Source organism: Streptomyces finlayi, from assembly GCF_014216315.1.
GTDB classification, from domain to species: Bacteria; Actinomycetota; Actinomycetes; order Streptomycetales; family Streptomycetaceae; genus Streptomyces; species Streptomyces finlayi_A.
Map to the genome: position 1 here is coordinate 6,041,529 of NZ_CP045702.1, position 14,255 is coordinate 6,055,783.

At 70.1% G+C, this 14,255-nt stretch carries 16 protein-coding genes; 9 read left to right on the forward strand and 7 right to left on the reverse strand.

Going from position 1 to position 14,255, the window contains the following annotated elements; all coding sequences use genetic code 11:
- The first annotated feature begins 54 nt into the window (after positions 1–54).
- Entirely contained in the window at positions 55–996 is a 942-nt protein-coding gene (locus tag F0344_RS27630) for an ROK family glucokinase (protein ID WP_185301341.1), read from the forward strand.
- 74 nt (positions 997–1,070) lie between these two features.
- Entirely contained in the window at positions 1,071–1,844 is a 774-nt protein-coding gene (locus tag F0344_RS27635; protein ID WP_185301342.1) for an endonuclease/exonuclease/phosphatase family protein, read from the forward strand.
- Between the two features lie 71 nt (positions 1,845–1,915).
- Here the strand turns inward: F0344_RS27635 and F0344_RS27640 are convergent, their stop codons facing one another.
- Positions 1,916–2,581 (reverse strand): hypothetical protein, encoded by a 666-nt coding sequence (locus tag F0344_RS27640; RefSeq protein ID WP_185301343.1) that lies wholly within the window; start codon positions 2,579–2,581, stop codon positions 1,916–1,918.
- The gene (locus F0344_RS27645) at positions 2,574–3,353 is read right to left on the reverse strand and encodes an alpha/beta hydrolase (RefSeq protein WP_185301344.1); all 780 of its coding nucleotides are present in this window, start codon (positions 3,351–3,353) and stop codon (positions 2,574–2,576) included. Before F0344_RS27645 ends, F0344_RS27640 begins: the two co-directional genes overlap by 8 nt.
- 215 nt (positions 3,354–3,568) lie before the next feature.
- Between F0344_RS27645 and F0344_RS27650 the strand changes: the two genes are divergently transcribed.
- From F0344_RS27650 to F0344_RS27665, 4 genes are all read left to right on the forward strand, one after another.
- Positions 3,569–4,357, forward strand: a complete 789-nt coding sequence (locus tag F0344_RS27650) for a lysophospholipid acyltransferase family protein (protein ID WP_185301345.1) — start codon at positions 3,569–3,571, stop codon at positions 4,355–4,357.
- Between the two features lie 31 nt (positions 4,358–4,388).
- The gene (gene macS / locus F0344_RS27655; protein ID WP_185301346.1) at positions 4,389–5,612 is read left to right on the forward strand and encodes a MacS family sensor histidine kinase; all 1,224 of its coding nucleotides are present in this window, start codon (positions 4,389–4,391) and stop codon (positions 5,610–5,612) included.
- Positions 5,609–6,304 carry a response regulator gene (locus F0344_RS27660; RefSeq protein ID WP_185301347.1) on the forward strand — a complete coding sequence of 232 codons (696 nt, stop codon included), beginning with the start codon at positions 5,609–5,611 and terminating at the stop codon, positions 6,302–6,304. Before macS ends, F0344_RS27660 begins: the two co-directional genes overlap by 4 nt.
- A 68-nt stretch (positions 6,305–6,372) precedes the next feature.
- Positions 6,373–7,377: a 2-hydroxyacid dehydrogenase gene (locus tag F0344_RS27665; RefSeq protein ID WP_185301348.1), complete on the forward strand. Its 1,005-nt coding sequence runs from the start codon at positions 6,373–6,375 to the stop codon at positions 7,375–7,377.
- 49 nt (positions 7,378–7,426) lie between these two features.
- On the opposite strand, the gene F0344_RS27670 is transcribed toward F0344_RS27665, so the two are convergent.
- The gene (locus tag F0344_RS27670) at positions 7,427–9,313 is read right to left on the reverse strand and encodes an anthranilate synthase family protein (RefSeq protein ID WP_185301349.1); all 1,887 of its coding nucleotides are present in this window, start codon (positions 9,311–9,313) and stop codon (positions 7,427–7,429) included.
- A 93-nt stretch (positions 9,314–9,406) separates the two neighbouring features.
- On the reverse strand, positions 9,407–9,463 hold the full coding sequence (locus F0344_RS36910) for a trp operon leader peptide (protein WP_374940170.1): 57 nt from the start codon (positions 9,461–9,463) through the stop codon (positions 9,407–9,409).
- A 146-nt stretch (positions 9,464–9,609) separates the two neighbouring features.
- Here F0344_RS36910 and F0344_RS27680 point away from each other — a divergent pair, with 146 nt between their 5' ends.
- Together F0344_RS27680 and F0344_RS27685 are read left to right on the forward strand one after the other, a co-directional pair.
- Positions 9,610–10,965, forward strand: a complete 1,356-nt coding sequence (locus tag F0344_RS27680; RefSeq protein WP_185301351.1) for a class II 3-deoxy-7-phosphoheptulonate synthase — start codon at positions 9,610–9,612, stop codon at positions 10,963–10,965.
- Between the two features lie 162 nt (positions 10,966–11,127).
- A complete protein-coding gene (locus tag F0344_RS27685) occupies positions 11,128–11,403 on the forward strand; it encodes a (2Fe-2S)-binding protein (protein WP_185301352.1) in 276 nt (91 codons plus the stop codon).
- 70 nt (positions 11,404–11,473) lie between these two features.
- Here F0344_RS27685 and bfr read toward each other — a convergent pair whose 3' ends face one another.
- Positions 11,474–11,953, reverse strand: a complete 480-nt coding sequence (gene bfr / locus F0344_RS27690) for a bacterioferritin (protein WP_185301353.1) — start codon at positions 11,951–11,953, stop codon at positions 11,474–11,476.
- 154 nt (positions 11,954–12,107) lie between these two features.
- Here bfr and F0344_RS27695 point away from each other — a divergent pair, with 154 nt between their 5' ends.
- Positions 12,108–12,740 carry a sulfite oxidase-like oxidoreductase gene (locus F0344_RS27695; RefSeq protein ID WP_185301354.1) on the forward strand — a complete coding sequence of 211 codons (633 nt, stop codon included), beginning with the start codon at positions 12,108–12,110 and terminating at the stop codon, positions 12,738–12,740.
- Between the two features lie 18 nt (positions 12,741–12,758).
- Here F0344_RS27695 and F0344_RS27700 read toward each other — a convergent pair whose 3' ends face one another.
- Both F0344_RS27700 and F0344_RS27705 read right to left on the reverse strand, forming a co-directional pair.
- Entirely contained in the window at positions 12,759–13,247 is a 489-nt protein-coding gene (locus F0344_RS27700) for a DUF4396 domain-containing protein (RefSeq protein ID WP_258050307.1), read from the reverse strand.
- Positions 13,248–13,391: 144 nt separating this feature from the next.
- Complete coding sequence (locus F0344_RS27705; protein WP_185301356.1) at positions 13,392–14,255, reverse strand: deoxyribonuclease IV; 864 nt, start codon at positions 14,253–14,255, stop codon at positions 13,392–13,394.

Genomic DNA, 14,255 nt, shown 5'->3' on the forward strand with positions numbered 1-14,255 from the left:
CTCTGCCTCGGGTACGGTTGGCCGTAGCGGGGCTCGACCGAAACTGAGGGATTCATGGGACTCACCATCGGCGTCGATATCGGCGGCACGAAGATCGCGGCTGGAGTGGTCGACGAAGAGGGCCAGATCCTCTCGATGTTCAAGGTATCGACCCCGCCGACGGCCGAAGGCATCGTCGACGCGATCTGCTCAGCCGTGGCCGGAGCGAGCGAGGGCCACGATATCGAGGCGGTCGGCATCGGAGCCGCCGGATATGTCGACGACAAGCGCGCCACCGTGCTGTTCGCACCGAACATCAAGTGGCGGCACGAGCCGCTGAAGGACAAGGTCGAGCAGCGGGTCGGTCTGCCGGTCGTCGTCGAGAACGACGCCAACGCGGCCGCCTGGGGTGAGTACCGCTTCGGCGCCGGCCAGGGCCACGAGGACGTCATCTGCATCACGCTCGGCACGGGCCTGGGCGGCGGCATCATCATCGGCAACAAGCTGCGGCGCGGGCGCTTCGGTGTCGCCGCCGAGTTCGGCCACGTCCGGGTCGTCCCGGACGGTCTGCTCTGCGGCTGCGGCAGCCAGGGCTGCTGGGAGCAGTACGCCTCCGGGCGGGCGCTCGTCCGGTACGCGAAGCAGCGTGCCAACGCCACGCCGGAGAACGCCGCGATCCTGCTGTCGCTCGGCGACGGCACGGTGGAGGGCATCGAGGGCAAGCACGTCAGTGCCGCTGCCCGCCAGGGCGACCTGGTCGCCGTCGACTCGTTCCGTGAGCTGGCCCGCTGGGCCGGAGCCGGACTCGCCGACCTCGCCTCGCTCTTCGACCCCTCCGCGTTCATCGTCGGCGGCGGCGTCTCGGACGAGGGCGAACTCGTTCTCGACCCGATCCGCAAGTCCTTCCGGCGCTGGCTGATCGGCGGCGAATGGCGCCCGCACGCACAGGTGCTCGCCGCCCAGCTCGGCGGCAAGGCAGGTCTGGTGGGCGCGGCCGACCTGGCCCGCCAGGGCTGAGCCCACCCGCAGTGCGGCCGGACGCCCGTCGCGCCCCCTGGGGAGCGGCGGGCGTCCGTCGTATCGTGAAGGGCATGGTCATGACGCCGCTGCCCGACTCCCGTACCGAGCCGGACGGTTCGGCCGTCATCAGAGTGCTCAGCTACAACATCCGATCGCTGCGTGACGACACCGCGGCCCTGGCCCGGGTCATCCGCGCCTGCCGTCCCGACCTGGTGTTCGTCCAGGAGGCTCCGCGCTTCTTCCGCTGGCGCAAGGCGGCCGCCCGACTCGCCGCCGCCACCGATCTGGTGGTCCTCTCCGGCGGCGCCACGGCGGCCGGACCGCTGCTGCTCTGTTCGCTGCGGGCCACGGTGGAGCGGACCAAGGACGTCCTGCTGCCACTCACCCCCGGCCTGCACCGCAGGGGCTTCGCCACAGCCGTCGTGCGGATCGCCGGCACCCGGATAGGCCTCCTGAGCTGCCATCTCAGCCTCCAGCGTGAGGAACGGCTGGACCAGGCGGACCTGCTGCTCGAACGGCTGGACGCCATGCGGGTGCCGCACGCCGTCGCGGCGGGCGACCTCAACGAGGGACCGGAAGGGCCGGCGTTCGGGCGGCTGGCCGGCCGGCTCCAGGACTGCCGGGCCGTACGCCCGTGGGGCGGCGAGCACACCTTCTCGCCGGACGACCCCCGGCGGCGTATCGACGCGGTATTCGCCACCGAGGGCATCGAGGTGCTCGGCTGCGGTGTGCCGTCGGGCCTCCCGGGCATCACCGACGCGGACCTCCGGGCGGCCACGGACCACCTTCCGGTGCTGGCGGCACTCCGGGTGCACGCCCTGTCCACGACGGCCCGGCAGGTCTGACCCGGCGGGGCGGTACGGGCCGGGGGAGGCACGGGCCATCACGTCATACGCCGGCCGCCATACGCCGGCCGTCAGACGACCGCGCCGCGCCCCGGGTCGTCGTCTTCCTCGTCGTCGTGGGGCATCCGGGCCACCAGCGTGGTGAAGCCGCCGAGGAATCCGCCGATGCAGAGTGTGGTGAGCCACCACGTCATCTCCCACTGCAGCACCACGGCGATCAGCAGCAGGACCGGCCCGCCGACGACCGCGAGCCAGGCGAATTTCGCCGTGACATCGGCCTCGGGCAGCGGCGGCGGCTCCGGCGGAACGAAATGCCCCTCCTCGCTGTCGCCCGGCCCGTCGGTGTCGCCGTTCTTCGGCTCCTCGACCTCGTAGTCGCGCGGCCCGGCGACACCGGGAGCGAAGACGACTGAACTGCCCAGCCCCTTCTTCTCCGGCGGCTTCGCGGGCTTGGGCTTGCCCGAACCCTTGTCCGCGTCGTCGCTCGTGCCCGCGTCCGGCTCCAGGACGTTGAGCTGATCGTCCTCCAGCAGGGCCAGGTCCTCGATCGACTTGAAGGGTTTGGCGCCGGGCGGGTCCGGGGGTTCGTCGCCGTACCCCGCGACGATCGCCTCCCAGGCCGCGTCCTCGTCGACCGGCCGGGCGCCCTCGGCTCCCTCCGGGACACCGGTGCCCTCCGTGGGACGCGGTTCGCGCTCCTCGTCACTTCCTGTGCGCTCCGCGTCGTGCTCAGCCACCGGACGTGCTCCCCTTCTTCCCGACGCTGGGTGCGAGGCGGCCGACGAACGAGTAGCTCTCCTCGAAGATCCGCTCCGCATCATGGTCCAACGTCGCGACGTGGTAGCTCTGTTCCAGCAGGATCTCCTCGACGTCCGTCGACGACACCCGGCTGAGGATGCGGGCCGAGTCGGCGGGCGGCACCACATGGTCCTGCGGGCTGTGCAGCAGCAGGAGCGGCTGGGTGACCTGCGGCAGCTCGGCGTCGACCAGACGGAAGAAATTGCGTACCGAATGGGCCGCGTGCAGCGGCACCCGGTCGTAGCCGGTCTCCTCGACGCCCTCCAGCGCGATGTCGCTGGTGAGGCCCTTCGTCGTACGCACCAGATGGCGGGCGACCGGCAGGGCGTAGGCGGAGAGGCCGTGCACCTTGTTCGCCGGGTTCACCAGGACCAGGCCCGTGACCGCGTCCCCGTGCTTCGCCGCCAGCCGCAGCGACAGCGCACCGCCCATGGAGAGTCCGAAGACGAAGACCCGGCCGCAGCGCTCCCGCAGAATCCGCAGCTCCCGGTCCACCTCCGCGTACCAGTCCTGCCAGCCGGTGACGGCCATGTCCTCCCAGCGCGTGCCGTGTCCGGGCAGCAGCGGGAGGGAAACGGTCAGCCCCCGCTCCGCGAGGTACTCGGCCCAGGGGCGCAGTGACTGCGGTGACCCGGTGAATCCGTGACAGAGAAGGACGCCGACCTCTCCGCCCTCGTGGCGGAACGGCTCGGCTCCAGGGAGGACCGGCACCGGGGGTCTCCTGTTCGTGAGGCTGGGACTCAAAAGGGAGTGCGAAGAAGGATTACTTCACCGTACGCGACCGGACCGACACCGACCAGGGCCGTCACGGGTCGCAGCCGGGGGACCGGCTCCGTCTCCTGCGGGGGCGCGCCCCCGTGCCGGGCGGAAGAGCGGACGATCCCACAGGTTAAGGTCTGACCGACAGCACACAGGAGGCACCCGAGTTGATCTACGGCGCAATGAAGTTCTCCATCGGCGGCTCCCTGAAGCTCGCCTTCAGGCCATGGGTGGAGGGCCTGGAGAACGTTCCCGCGCAGGGACCCGCGATCCTCGCGAGCAACCATCTGTCGTTCTCCGACTCGTTCTTCCTGCCGGCCGTACTCGACCGCAAGGTCACCTTCATCGCGAAGGCCGAGTACTTCACTGCTCCCGGGGTGAAGGGCAGGCTCACCGCTGCCTTCTTCAAGGGCGTCGGCCAGCTCCCGGTGGACCGCTCCGGGGCCCGGGGCGCCGGTGAGGCGGCCATCAAGGCGGGCATCCAGGTCATCGAGAGCGGTGGGCTCTTCGGTATCTACCCCGAGGGCACCCGTTCGCCCGACGGCCGTCTCTACCGCGGCAAGCCCGGTGGCCTCGCCCGGGTGGCCCTCGCCACCGGTGCGCCCGTCATCCCCGTCGCGATGATCGACACGGAGAAGATCCAGCCGCCCGGCCAGGTGATGCCCAAGCTGATGCGGCCGGGCATCAGAATCGGCAAGCCGCTCGACTTCAGCCGCTACCAGGGCATGGACGGCGACCGCTTCATCCTGCGTTCGGTGACCGACGAGGTCATGTACGAGATCATGAAGCTGTCCGGTCAGGAGTACGTCGACATCTACGCGACGGCGGCGAAGCGGCAGATCGCCGACGAGGCGAAGCTCCGCGCCGAGGACGAGAAGCGCGCGCAGAAGCAGCGGACCGCCACGGAAGCGGCGGACACCACGGGCACGGAAGGAACGGACCGGTCCGGCGCGTAGTGGCGTCGCTGTCGGTCCGGGGGGTGGGGAGATGACCAGACGCGAGCGGGTCGTGCGGATGTCCGTCGAGCAGCCGTTGTGGCGTGCTCTGACCGCGTACCGCGTGCTGGCCATGCTCTACGCGGTGCTCCTCGCGGTCCTCGGCCGCGGGAAGTTCGAGCGGCTGTGGGTGGCCGTCGCCTACCTCGCCGTGATGGTCGTCTGGACGCTGGTCACCCTCCCCAGGGTGGCCGGCGCCGTGCGCTGCACCAAGCGCTTCCTCGGCGCGGACCTCGTCATCGCCCTCACCGGCGTCCTCCTCACCCCGCTCGCCGACTTCGACGCCCGGCACATCGACGGCCCGACGCTCCCGTCGATCTGGACTGCCGGTTCGGTCCTGGCGTTCGCCATCAAGGGCGGCTGGCGGTGGGCTGCCTTCGCCTCCACCTTCGTCGCCGTCGCCAACATCATCGAGCGCGGCCACCCCAGCAGGGACACCGTGCACAACGTCCTGCTGGTCTGGGTCGCCTCCATCGCCATCGGGTACGTCGTCGAGGTGGCCCGAGCCAGTGAACGCACCCTGGCCCGGGCCCTGGAGATCGAGGCCGCCACCCGTGAACGGGAGCGGCTGGCCCGTGACATCCACGACAGCGTGCTCCAGGTGCTCGCGATGGTGCAGCGCCGGGGCTCGGCGCTCGGCGGCGAGGCCGCGGAACTGGGCAGGATGGCAGGAGAGCAGGAAGTCGCCCTGCGCACCCTCGTCTCCAGCGGCCTCGTGCCCACCACCCGGGTCTCCGAGGACGCGGCCGACGGCGCCGTCGTCCGTACCGTCGAGATCGACGAGACCGGGGCCGCGGGAGCCGAGTGCGACCTGCGCGCCCTGCTCGCCCCGCACGCCGGTTCCCGGGTCGTTTTCGCGGAGCCGGGTGCTCCGGTACTGCTGCCGCCGGAGGCCGCACGGGAACTGGCCGCCGCTGTCAGTGCCGCCCTGGACAATGTGCGGGTGCACGCGGGACAGGACGCCCAGGCGTGGATCCTGGTCGAGGACGAGCGCGACGAGGTGATCGTGACCGTCCGGGACGACGGCCCGGGCATCCCGGACGGCAGGCTCGCCCAGGCGGAGGGGGAGGGCCGCCTCGGGGTGGCCCTGTCGATCCGCGGGCGGCTGCGTGACCTGGGTGGCACGGCCGCGTTGATCTCGGTGCCCGGCCAGGGCACCGAGGTCGAGTTGAAGATTCCGAAGGCTTCACGGGGGAAGGCAGGATCAGCCCGATGAGTACACCGAACACGCAGGAAGCCCACGAGCGGCCCACCAGAGTGATGGTCGTCGACGACCACCCCATGTGGCGCGACGCGGTCGCCCGGGACCTGGCCGAGTCCGGCTTCGAGGTGGTGGCGACCGCCGGTGACGGCCCGCAGGCGGTCCGCCGGGCGAAGGCCGCCAGGCCGGACGTCCTCGTCCTCGACCTGAATCTGCCGGGGATGCCCGGTGTCCAGGTCTGCAAGGAACTGGTCGGCTCCCACCCCGGACTCCGGGTGCTGGTGCTCTCCGCGAGCGGCGAGCACGCCGACGTCCTGGAGGCGGTGAAGTCGGGAGCCACCGGCTATCTCCTGAAGTCCGCCAGCACCCAGGACCTGACCGACGCCGTGCGCTCCACCGCCGCGGGTGACCCGGTCTTCACCCCCGGCCTCGCCGGTCTGGTCCTCGGCGAATACCGCAGGCTCGCCTCCGACCCGGTCCCCGTGGCATCCGACGAGCCGAAGGCCCCGGAGCTCACCGACCGTGAGACGGAGGTGCTGCGCCTGGTCGCCAAGGGACTGTCGTACAAGCAGATCGCCGAGCGGCTCGTGATCTCCCACCGCACCGTCCAGAACCACGTACAGAACACCCTCGGCAAACTCCAGCTGCACAACCGGGTGGAGCTCGTGCGGTACGCGATCGAGCGCGGCATCGACGACGCCGGCTGAGCGGCGCCCCGGGGGCCCCGGCCGTATATTCGCGAGGACCGGCACGGGTGCGAGCAACGGGAGACGGCGTGGAAATCCTGGCCTTCGGTGTGCAGTCCGACGAGAAGCCCCTGATCGAGAGCGCGTTCGCCGGGCAGCACGAGGTCCGCTGCCTGGACGTCTTCCTGAACGGGGACACCGCACCGATCGCGGCGGGCTACGAGATCATCTCCACCAGCGTCAACGCCGACCTCGGCGGCAGGGTCCTGCAGACCCTCGCCGCGGGCGGCACGCAGATGATCGCCCAGCGCTCCACGGGCTTCAACAACATCGACCTCGACGTCGCCGAACGCCTGGCCCTGCGCGTCGCCCGGGTCTCGTACTACTCGCCGTACTCGGTCGCGGAGTTCGCCTGGACGCTCGCGATGGCGGTCAACCGGCGCATCATCCGCGCCGCGAGCCGCACCCGGGACTTCGACTTCCGCCTCGACGGCCTGCTCGGCCGCGACATGCGGGGCCGCACCGCCGGGGTGATCGGCACGGGGAAGATCGGTGAGGCGTTCACCCGGATCGCCCACGGCTTCGGCATGAACCTGCTGGGCTGGGACGTCGTGGAGAACCCGGCGTGCCTGGAGCTCGGCATGAAGTACGTCGACAAGGACCAGCTTCTGGCCGAGGCGGACCTGATCAGCCTGCACGTACCCCTGATGCCCTCGACCCGCCGCCTCATCGGCAAGGAGGCCCTGGCCGCGATGAAGGACGACGTGATCCTGATCAACTCCAGCCGCGGCGGACTCATCGACACCACGGCCCTCGTCGCCGAGCTGCGGGCGGGGCGCTTCACCGGTGTGGGACTGGACGTGTACGAGGCGGAGGCCGGGCTCTTCTTCCTCGACAAGTCCCTCCAAGGCATCGACGACGACACCCTGGCCCGGCTGGTCACGTTCCCGAACGTCGTCGTGACCTCGCACCAGGCGTACTACACCCGCGAAGCGGTGGGCCAGATCATCGAAGCCACCGTGCGGAACGTCGCCGACTACCTGGCCGGCCGCCGCAGCGAGAACGTCCTCGTGCCGGCCCCGCCCACGGACTGAGCGGGCCGGGGCCCCGGCCGGACCGCCGGGGCCCACGCCCCTTCCTCCGTCAGCTGAGCACCGGCAGCCCCGCCAGCAGTTCGGTCACGATCCCGGCCCCACGCAGCGTCAGCACCGACTCGGGGTGGAACTGGACCGAGGCGAACCCCACCCCGCGCAGCGCGTGCAGCTCACCCGTGGCCGAGTCTCGGCTCGCCTCGACGGAACGCGCGGCCAGCCCGGCGGCCGTCGACTCGTCGCAGCGGGCCGTGAAGCTGTTGTAGAACCCGACCGTCTCCGGGCGGCCGAACAGCTCGATCCGGGTCTGCGCCCCCTGGTAGGGCACCGCCTTCCGGACGATCTCCACCCCCAGTTCCGCCGCGATCAGCTCGTGCCCGAGGCAGACCCCCAGCAGCCCGTGCCGGTGCTCCCTGAGCAGCTCGGCGGCCAGTCCGCGCAGCAGCCGCATCTTGGGATCGGCGGCGTCGGCCGGATTCCCCGGCCCGGGGCCCAGCACGACCGGCCCCGCGTGCGTCCGTACGGCCTCGAGCAGCCCCGGCTCGTCGTACCGCCGCACCGACACGTCCAGCCCCGACGACCGCAGAAGGTGCGCCAGCATCGCGGTGAAGGTGTCCTCGCCGTCCACCACGAGGGCATGACCGGACAGCTGCCGCGTACGTTCCTGCATCCGCAGCCAGAACGGCGCGAGTCCGTCGCGCCGCTCGTCCAGTGCCGCCCGCACCCGCGGATCGGAAGCCAGCTGCGGCCGGGCCGCCTCGGTGTGCGGGCGTTCCGGCCGCACACCGAGGGCCGCCAGCACCCCGGCCGCCTTGGCATGGGTCTCGGCGACCTCGCTCTCCGGGTCGGAATGGCGTACGAGTGTGGCGCCGACCGGCACCTTCAGCCGGCCGCCGGGCGAGATGTCGGCCGTACGGATCAGGATCGGCGAGTCCAGGGTCTGCGTCCCGTTCGCGTCGAGCCGCAGCAGGGCCAGGGCGCCCGCGTAGTAGCCGCGGCCGTCCGGTTCGTACCGCTCGATGACCCGGCAGGCGTTCTGGACGGGGGAGCCGGTGACCGTCGCCGCGAACATGGTCTCCTTGAGGACCTCCCGGACGTCCAGCGAGGTGCGGCCGCGCAGTTCGTACTCGGTGTGCGCCAGGTGCGCCATCTCCTTCAGCCGGGGGCCGATCACGACCCCGCCCATGTCACCCACGGTGCACATCATCTTCAGTTCCTCGTCGACCACCATGGAGAGTTCCTCGGTCTCCTTGCGGTCGCCGAGGAAGGCCAGCAGGCTCTCGGCGGTGGGCCCGTCGGCGGGGTAGCGGTAGGTGCCGCTGATCGGGTTCATCACGACGGTGCCGCCGGACATCCGCACATGCACCTCGGGGCTGGCACCGACCAGCGTCCGGTCCCCGGTGTGGACGACGAACGTCCAGTACGCGCCCCGCTCGCCCGACAGCAGCCGCCGGAACAGGGCCAGCGCGTCGGCTCTCCCGAACCCGGGGATCTCACCGCGGAAGGTCCGCCTGATCACGAAGTTCGCGCCCTCGCCCTGTCCGATCTCGTCCCTGATGACACGCCGGACGGTGTCCGCGTACTCGGCGTCGGGCACATCGAAACGTCCGCCCTCCACCCGCACCTCGTGGGCGGGGAGTGCGGCGAGCACCTCGTCGAGCGGCAGCGCGTACGACTCCTCGGCCAGGAGCACGGAGAGCGGAGTGCCGTCGTCGCGGACGTCGAAGCCCCGCTCGGCGATCTGCCGGAACGGCACCAGGGCCAGCGAGGGCTGCTCACCCACGGGGATGTCGGCGAGCCGGTCCGCCTCCTGGACCCGGCCGATGAGTACGTCGACGGTGTCGTGGTCGTGGCCGGGGGTGCGCCTGCGCAGCAGCGCGAACGGCGGGCAGTCGTCCTGGAGCAGCTTCTGGACGAGGTCGGTCACGTGGTCGGGCATGGGTGTTCCTTCCGATGAGAAGGAGGAACGGCTCCGAAAACGCAGAAAGGCCGCCCCTCGGGCGGCCTTCGCGAAGTGTGTACGCGCGTCGAGTCAGCGGGCCGCCGGATGAGCGGGCCACCACCAGTTCTGAACTGTCTGCGCGAACATGCCGTGGATCGTAGCGCACGGGCGGCCCGGCCGGGGGCTTCTTCGCGCCCGTGGCGCGGGCTCTCGTCCGGGCCGACTTCGGACGGTCTGTCTCACCAGGCGAGCGAGTACCGGCCGGGCGGCGGCGACCCCGTACTCTTGCTGTCGTGATCGTGAAAGCTGAATCCCTGAGCGTCGCCGACAAGGCGACCTGGCGAGACCTTCCCGCGGCGCAGCAGCCCGAGTACCCCGACTCCGAGGCCCTGCGCGATGTGCTCGCGGACCTCGCGTCGTATCCGCCTCTCGTCTTCGCCGGCGAGTGCGACCAGCTGCGTGCCCGCCTGGGAGCCGTCGCCAAGGGCGAGGCATTCCTGCTGCAGGGTGGCGACTGCGCCGAGGCGTTCGACGCCGTGTCGGCTGAGCACATCCGAGCCAAGCTCAAGACGCTGCTCCAGATGAGCGCCGTCCTCACCTACGCGGCCTCCGTACCGGTCGTGAAGATCGGCCGGATCGCCGGCCAGTACTCCAAGCCGCGCTCGAAGTCGACCGAGACCCGCGACGGCGTGACGCTGCCGACCTACCGCGGCGACTCCGTCAACGGCTTCGACTTCACCGAGGCCGCCCGCATCCCGGACCCCCAGCGGCTGAAGCAGATGTACCACGCATCCGCTTCCACGCTGAACCTGGTCCGCGCCTTCACCACCGGCGGTTACGCCGACCTGCGCCAGGTGCACGCCTGGAACCAGGACTTCGTGAGGTCGTCGCCCTCCGGTCAGCGCTACGAGGCACTGGCCCGCGAGATCGACAACGCCCTGAACTTCATGAAGGCGTGCGGCACGGACCCGGCCGAGTTCAAGGCGGTCGAGTTCTACGCCTCGCACGAGGGTCTGCTGCTGGACTACGAGACGGCGCTGACGCGCGTCGACTCGCGCACCGGCAAGCTCTACGACACCTCGGGCCACATGGTGTGGGTCGGTGAGCGCACCCGTCAGATGGACGGCGCGCACATCGAGTTCGCCTCGAAGATCAGCAACCCGATCGGCATCAAGCTCGGCCCGACGACCACCGTCGACGAGGCGCTCGGCTACATCGACCGCCTCGACCCCGACCGCGAGCCGGGCAGGCTGACCTTCATCGTCCGCATGGGTGCCGACAAGGTCCGCGACAAGCTCCCCGAGCTTGTCGAGAAGGTCACCGCGTCCGGCGCCACCGTGGTGTGGGTGACGGACCCGATGCACGGCAACACCTTCGAGGCCGCGTCCGGCCACAAGACCCGCCGCTTCGACGACGTCCTCGACGAGGTCAAGGGCTTCTTCGAGGTGCACAAGGGTCTCGGGACGCACCCGGGCGGTATCCACGTCGAGCTCACCGGTGACGATGTCACCGAGTGCGTCGGCGGCGGCCACGAGATCTTCGTGGACGATCTGCATCAGCGGTACGAGACGGCCTGCGACCCCCGGCTCAACCGCAGCCAGTCCCTCGACCTGGCATTCCTCGTCGCCGAGATGTACCGCGACCAGTAGGAGACGCCGGACTGCACGACTGTGGGGCACGGATCCATGTGATCCGTGCCCCACAGGGGTTCCGGGGCTTTTACCCACCAGGGGTGGCGGGTAAGGTTAGGTTAGCCTCACCGAAAGAGGGGGGCGGTCCCAGCGAACGACCCCCGGCGGGAGGTGAACCGCGTGTACGTCTGCTCGTGCTTCGGAGTCACGGAACAGCAGGTCAAGCAGCATGCGGACGCCGGTGCCTGCACGCCCCGCCAGATAGCCTCCGCCTGCAAGGCCGGTACGGACTGCGGCGGCTGCGTCCGCCGGATCCAGGCGCTGCTGGGCCGCGGTGACTACCCGCGCCGCGAGTTGCTCGGCGAGAAGCGGGAGCCGGTGGCCGGTTCCGCACTCGCCCCGACAACGGTCGGCGCCGGTACGTCGCAGGACATCCGCCTCTCCGGCGCGGCCTGAGCCCGTCCGGACCCCTGAGCCCGTCCGGACCCTTGGGCCGGGCGCGTGCCGCTGGGCCGGGACTGCCGTCTCAGCTCTCCGGCTGCTCGATCAGCTGGGCGATGTAGAGCGCCTCACCGAGCTTCTTGACCAGGTCCAGCTGGGTGTCGAGGTAGTCGATGTGGTGCTCCTCGTCCGCGAGGATCGACTCAAAGATGTTCGCGGACGTGATGTCGCCCTTGGTGCGCATCAGCTCGATGCCCCGCTTCAGCCGGTCGATCGCCTCGACCTCGACCTGGCGGTCCGCCTCGAACATCTCGGTGACCGTCTGGCCGACCCGTACGTGGAACAGTCGCTGGTAATTGGGCAGGCCGTCGAGAAACAGAATGCGGTCGGTCAGGATCTCGGCATGCTTCATCTCGTCGAACGACTCTGCCCGGGTGTACTTGGCGAGCTTCGTCCAGCCGAAGTTTTCCTGCATCTTCGCATGCAGGAAATACTGGTTGATGGCAGTGAGTTCGGCGGTCAGCTGTTCGTTCAGGAACTCGAGGACCTCGGGGTCGCCCTGCATCGCAGAGGCTCCTTCCAACCGGTGTACTGGGTAAGTTGGCCGCATCCTCGCATCGAGCTTCCCGGTCGTCCAGTAAGTGCACGCTTAGTGCGAGTTGCCCGAATCGGCTCTTCCCTGGTCATGACCACCCCTGCCTGTCTGTCACCATGGAGGCATGGGTCAGCCGGAAAGCCGGGAATACAGCGAATCAGGGCAGTCCGAGCTTCCGCCGGGGCAGCGCCTGCAGCGCGGCTGGCCGGTCACCCACTACGGGCCCGTGCCCAAGTTCAAGCCCGACCGCTGGGAGTTCCGGGTCTTCGGAGCCACGGCGGACGGCGAGAAGCGCTGCTGGAATCACCAGGAGTTCACTGCTCTGCCGTTCTCCTCGGTCGTGGCGGACCTGCACTGCGTGACGAAGTTCAGCATGGTCGGCGCCGAATGGGGCGGGGTCCTCGCCCGTACGCTCGTGGAACTCGCACCGCCCGCGCCCCATGTCACCCACGTGATGGTGTGGGCCGAGTACGGGTTCAGTTCGAATCTCCGGCTGGCCGACTTCGTCGCGGACGGGACCGTGTTCGCCACCCACAAGGACGGCGAACTGCTCACCGCCGAACACGGCTTTCCGGTGCGGCTGGTCGTGCCCCACCTCTATGCCTGGAAGGGCCCCAAGTGGGTCCGCGGTATCGAGTACATGACCGCCGACCGCCGCGGTTTCTGGGAAGAGCGCGGCTATCACAACATCGGCGACCCGTGGAGCGAGCAGCGCTACTCCTACCAGGAAGAGCCCGGGGACGGCCCCGAGCTCTGATCTGCGAGGCCCCGCGCCTCAGTGGTGGTACCGGTGCACCACGGCGTGGCCCTTGCCGCGGCCGATCATCCACTTGTTGACCGGCACCGTGATGACGAAGGCGCAGGCCAGTGCGATGGCCAGGACGATCCAGAACATCGCGTCCGCCAGGTGGGCGTCCATGGCTCCGGGCCACAGCGCGAGCACCCCGTTGTCGATGAGCTCCATCACCGCGATCGACAGGGTGTCGGCCGCCAGCGCGACCCGGAAGGCCGTACGGAAGTCGACGCCGGCCTTGAGGACGCCGCGCAGGGTGAGTGCGTAGCCGAAGAAGAACGCCAGGGTGATCGCCAGCACCATCGTCGGCACGTTGCCCCAGCCGAGCGCGGTGCCGATCACCATCCCGAGGACCTCGCCGATGGCGCAGCCGGTGAGGCAGTGCAGCGTGGCCTGCGCGGCCGTGCCCCAGCTCGCCTTGCCGTGGGCGGACCCGGCTGCGTCGTGGCCCGCGTGTCCGCCATGGCCCATGTGTCCCGCGTGCTCGTCGTGCGCCTGGTGGGCAGGTCCGGTGTGCGGGTCGTGACGGGTGTCGTAGTGCTGCATGGTCTTCCCCCAAGGCCGGATAGCGGTTCCTGTCGACAACAGGAACCGTATACCCCCTAGGGGTATTCCTCAAGATTCTTCGGGATCACGTAGCTCCTTCAGCCGAGCCACGTCCGCCGCATGCCCCGCCTTGCCGCCGGGGGTCTCGATGATCAGGGGAACCCCGTCCGTCGCCGGGTGGGAGAACAGCTCGCGGAACGGCTCCGCACCGATGTGACCGGCGCCGATGTTCTCGTGCCGGTCCTTGTGAGCTCCCACCACGTCCTTGGAGTCGTTCGCGTGGATCAGCTTCAGCCGGCCCTCGCCGACGGTGTCCACCAGCAGATCGAGGGTCTGACGCATACCCGCCGGGCCGGTCAGATCGTGTCCCGCCGCGTAGATATGGCAGGTGTCCAGGCAGATGCCCAGTCGGGGATGGGAGTCGAGCGCCTCGAAGTACGGGCCGAAGTCCCAGGTGCGCGAGCAGAGCGAGGAGCCCTGCCCGGCCGTCGACTCCAGCAGCAGATACGGGTCGTCGTCATGCGTCAGCTCGTCGAGTAGCGGCCTCATGTGCTCGCGCACCTGCGCGAGGGCTTCCGAAGGCGGACGCCCGTCGGTCGCCGAACCCGTGTGCACCACGACGCCCAGCGCGCCGATCTCCCTGGCCCTGCGCAAGGAGTGGCGCAGGGAGTCCGCGGACCGCTCGACAGTGGCCTGGGTGTGCGAGCCGAAATTGATCAGATACGGGGCGTGGACGTACGCCAGGACCGACCTGGCCGCGCACTCCGTGCGGAACAGCTCGTCCTGCGCAGGATTCCCGGGCGGCGTCGCCCAGCCGCGCGGATTGGCGGCGAAGACCTGTACGGCCTCCGCGCCCAGCTCGCGCGCGTAGTCGAGGCCGACCTTGGCGAGCCCGCCCGCCACCGGGACGTGGGCGCCTACCGGGTTTCGCAT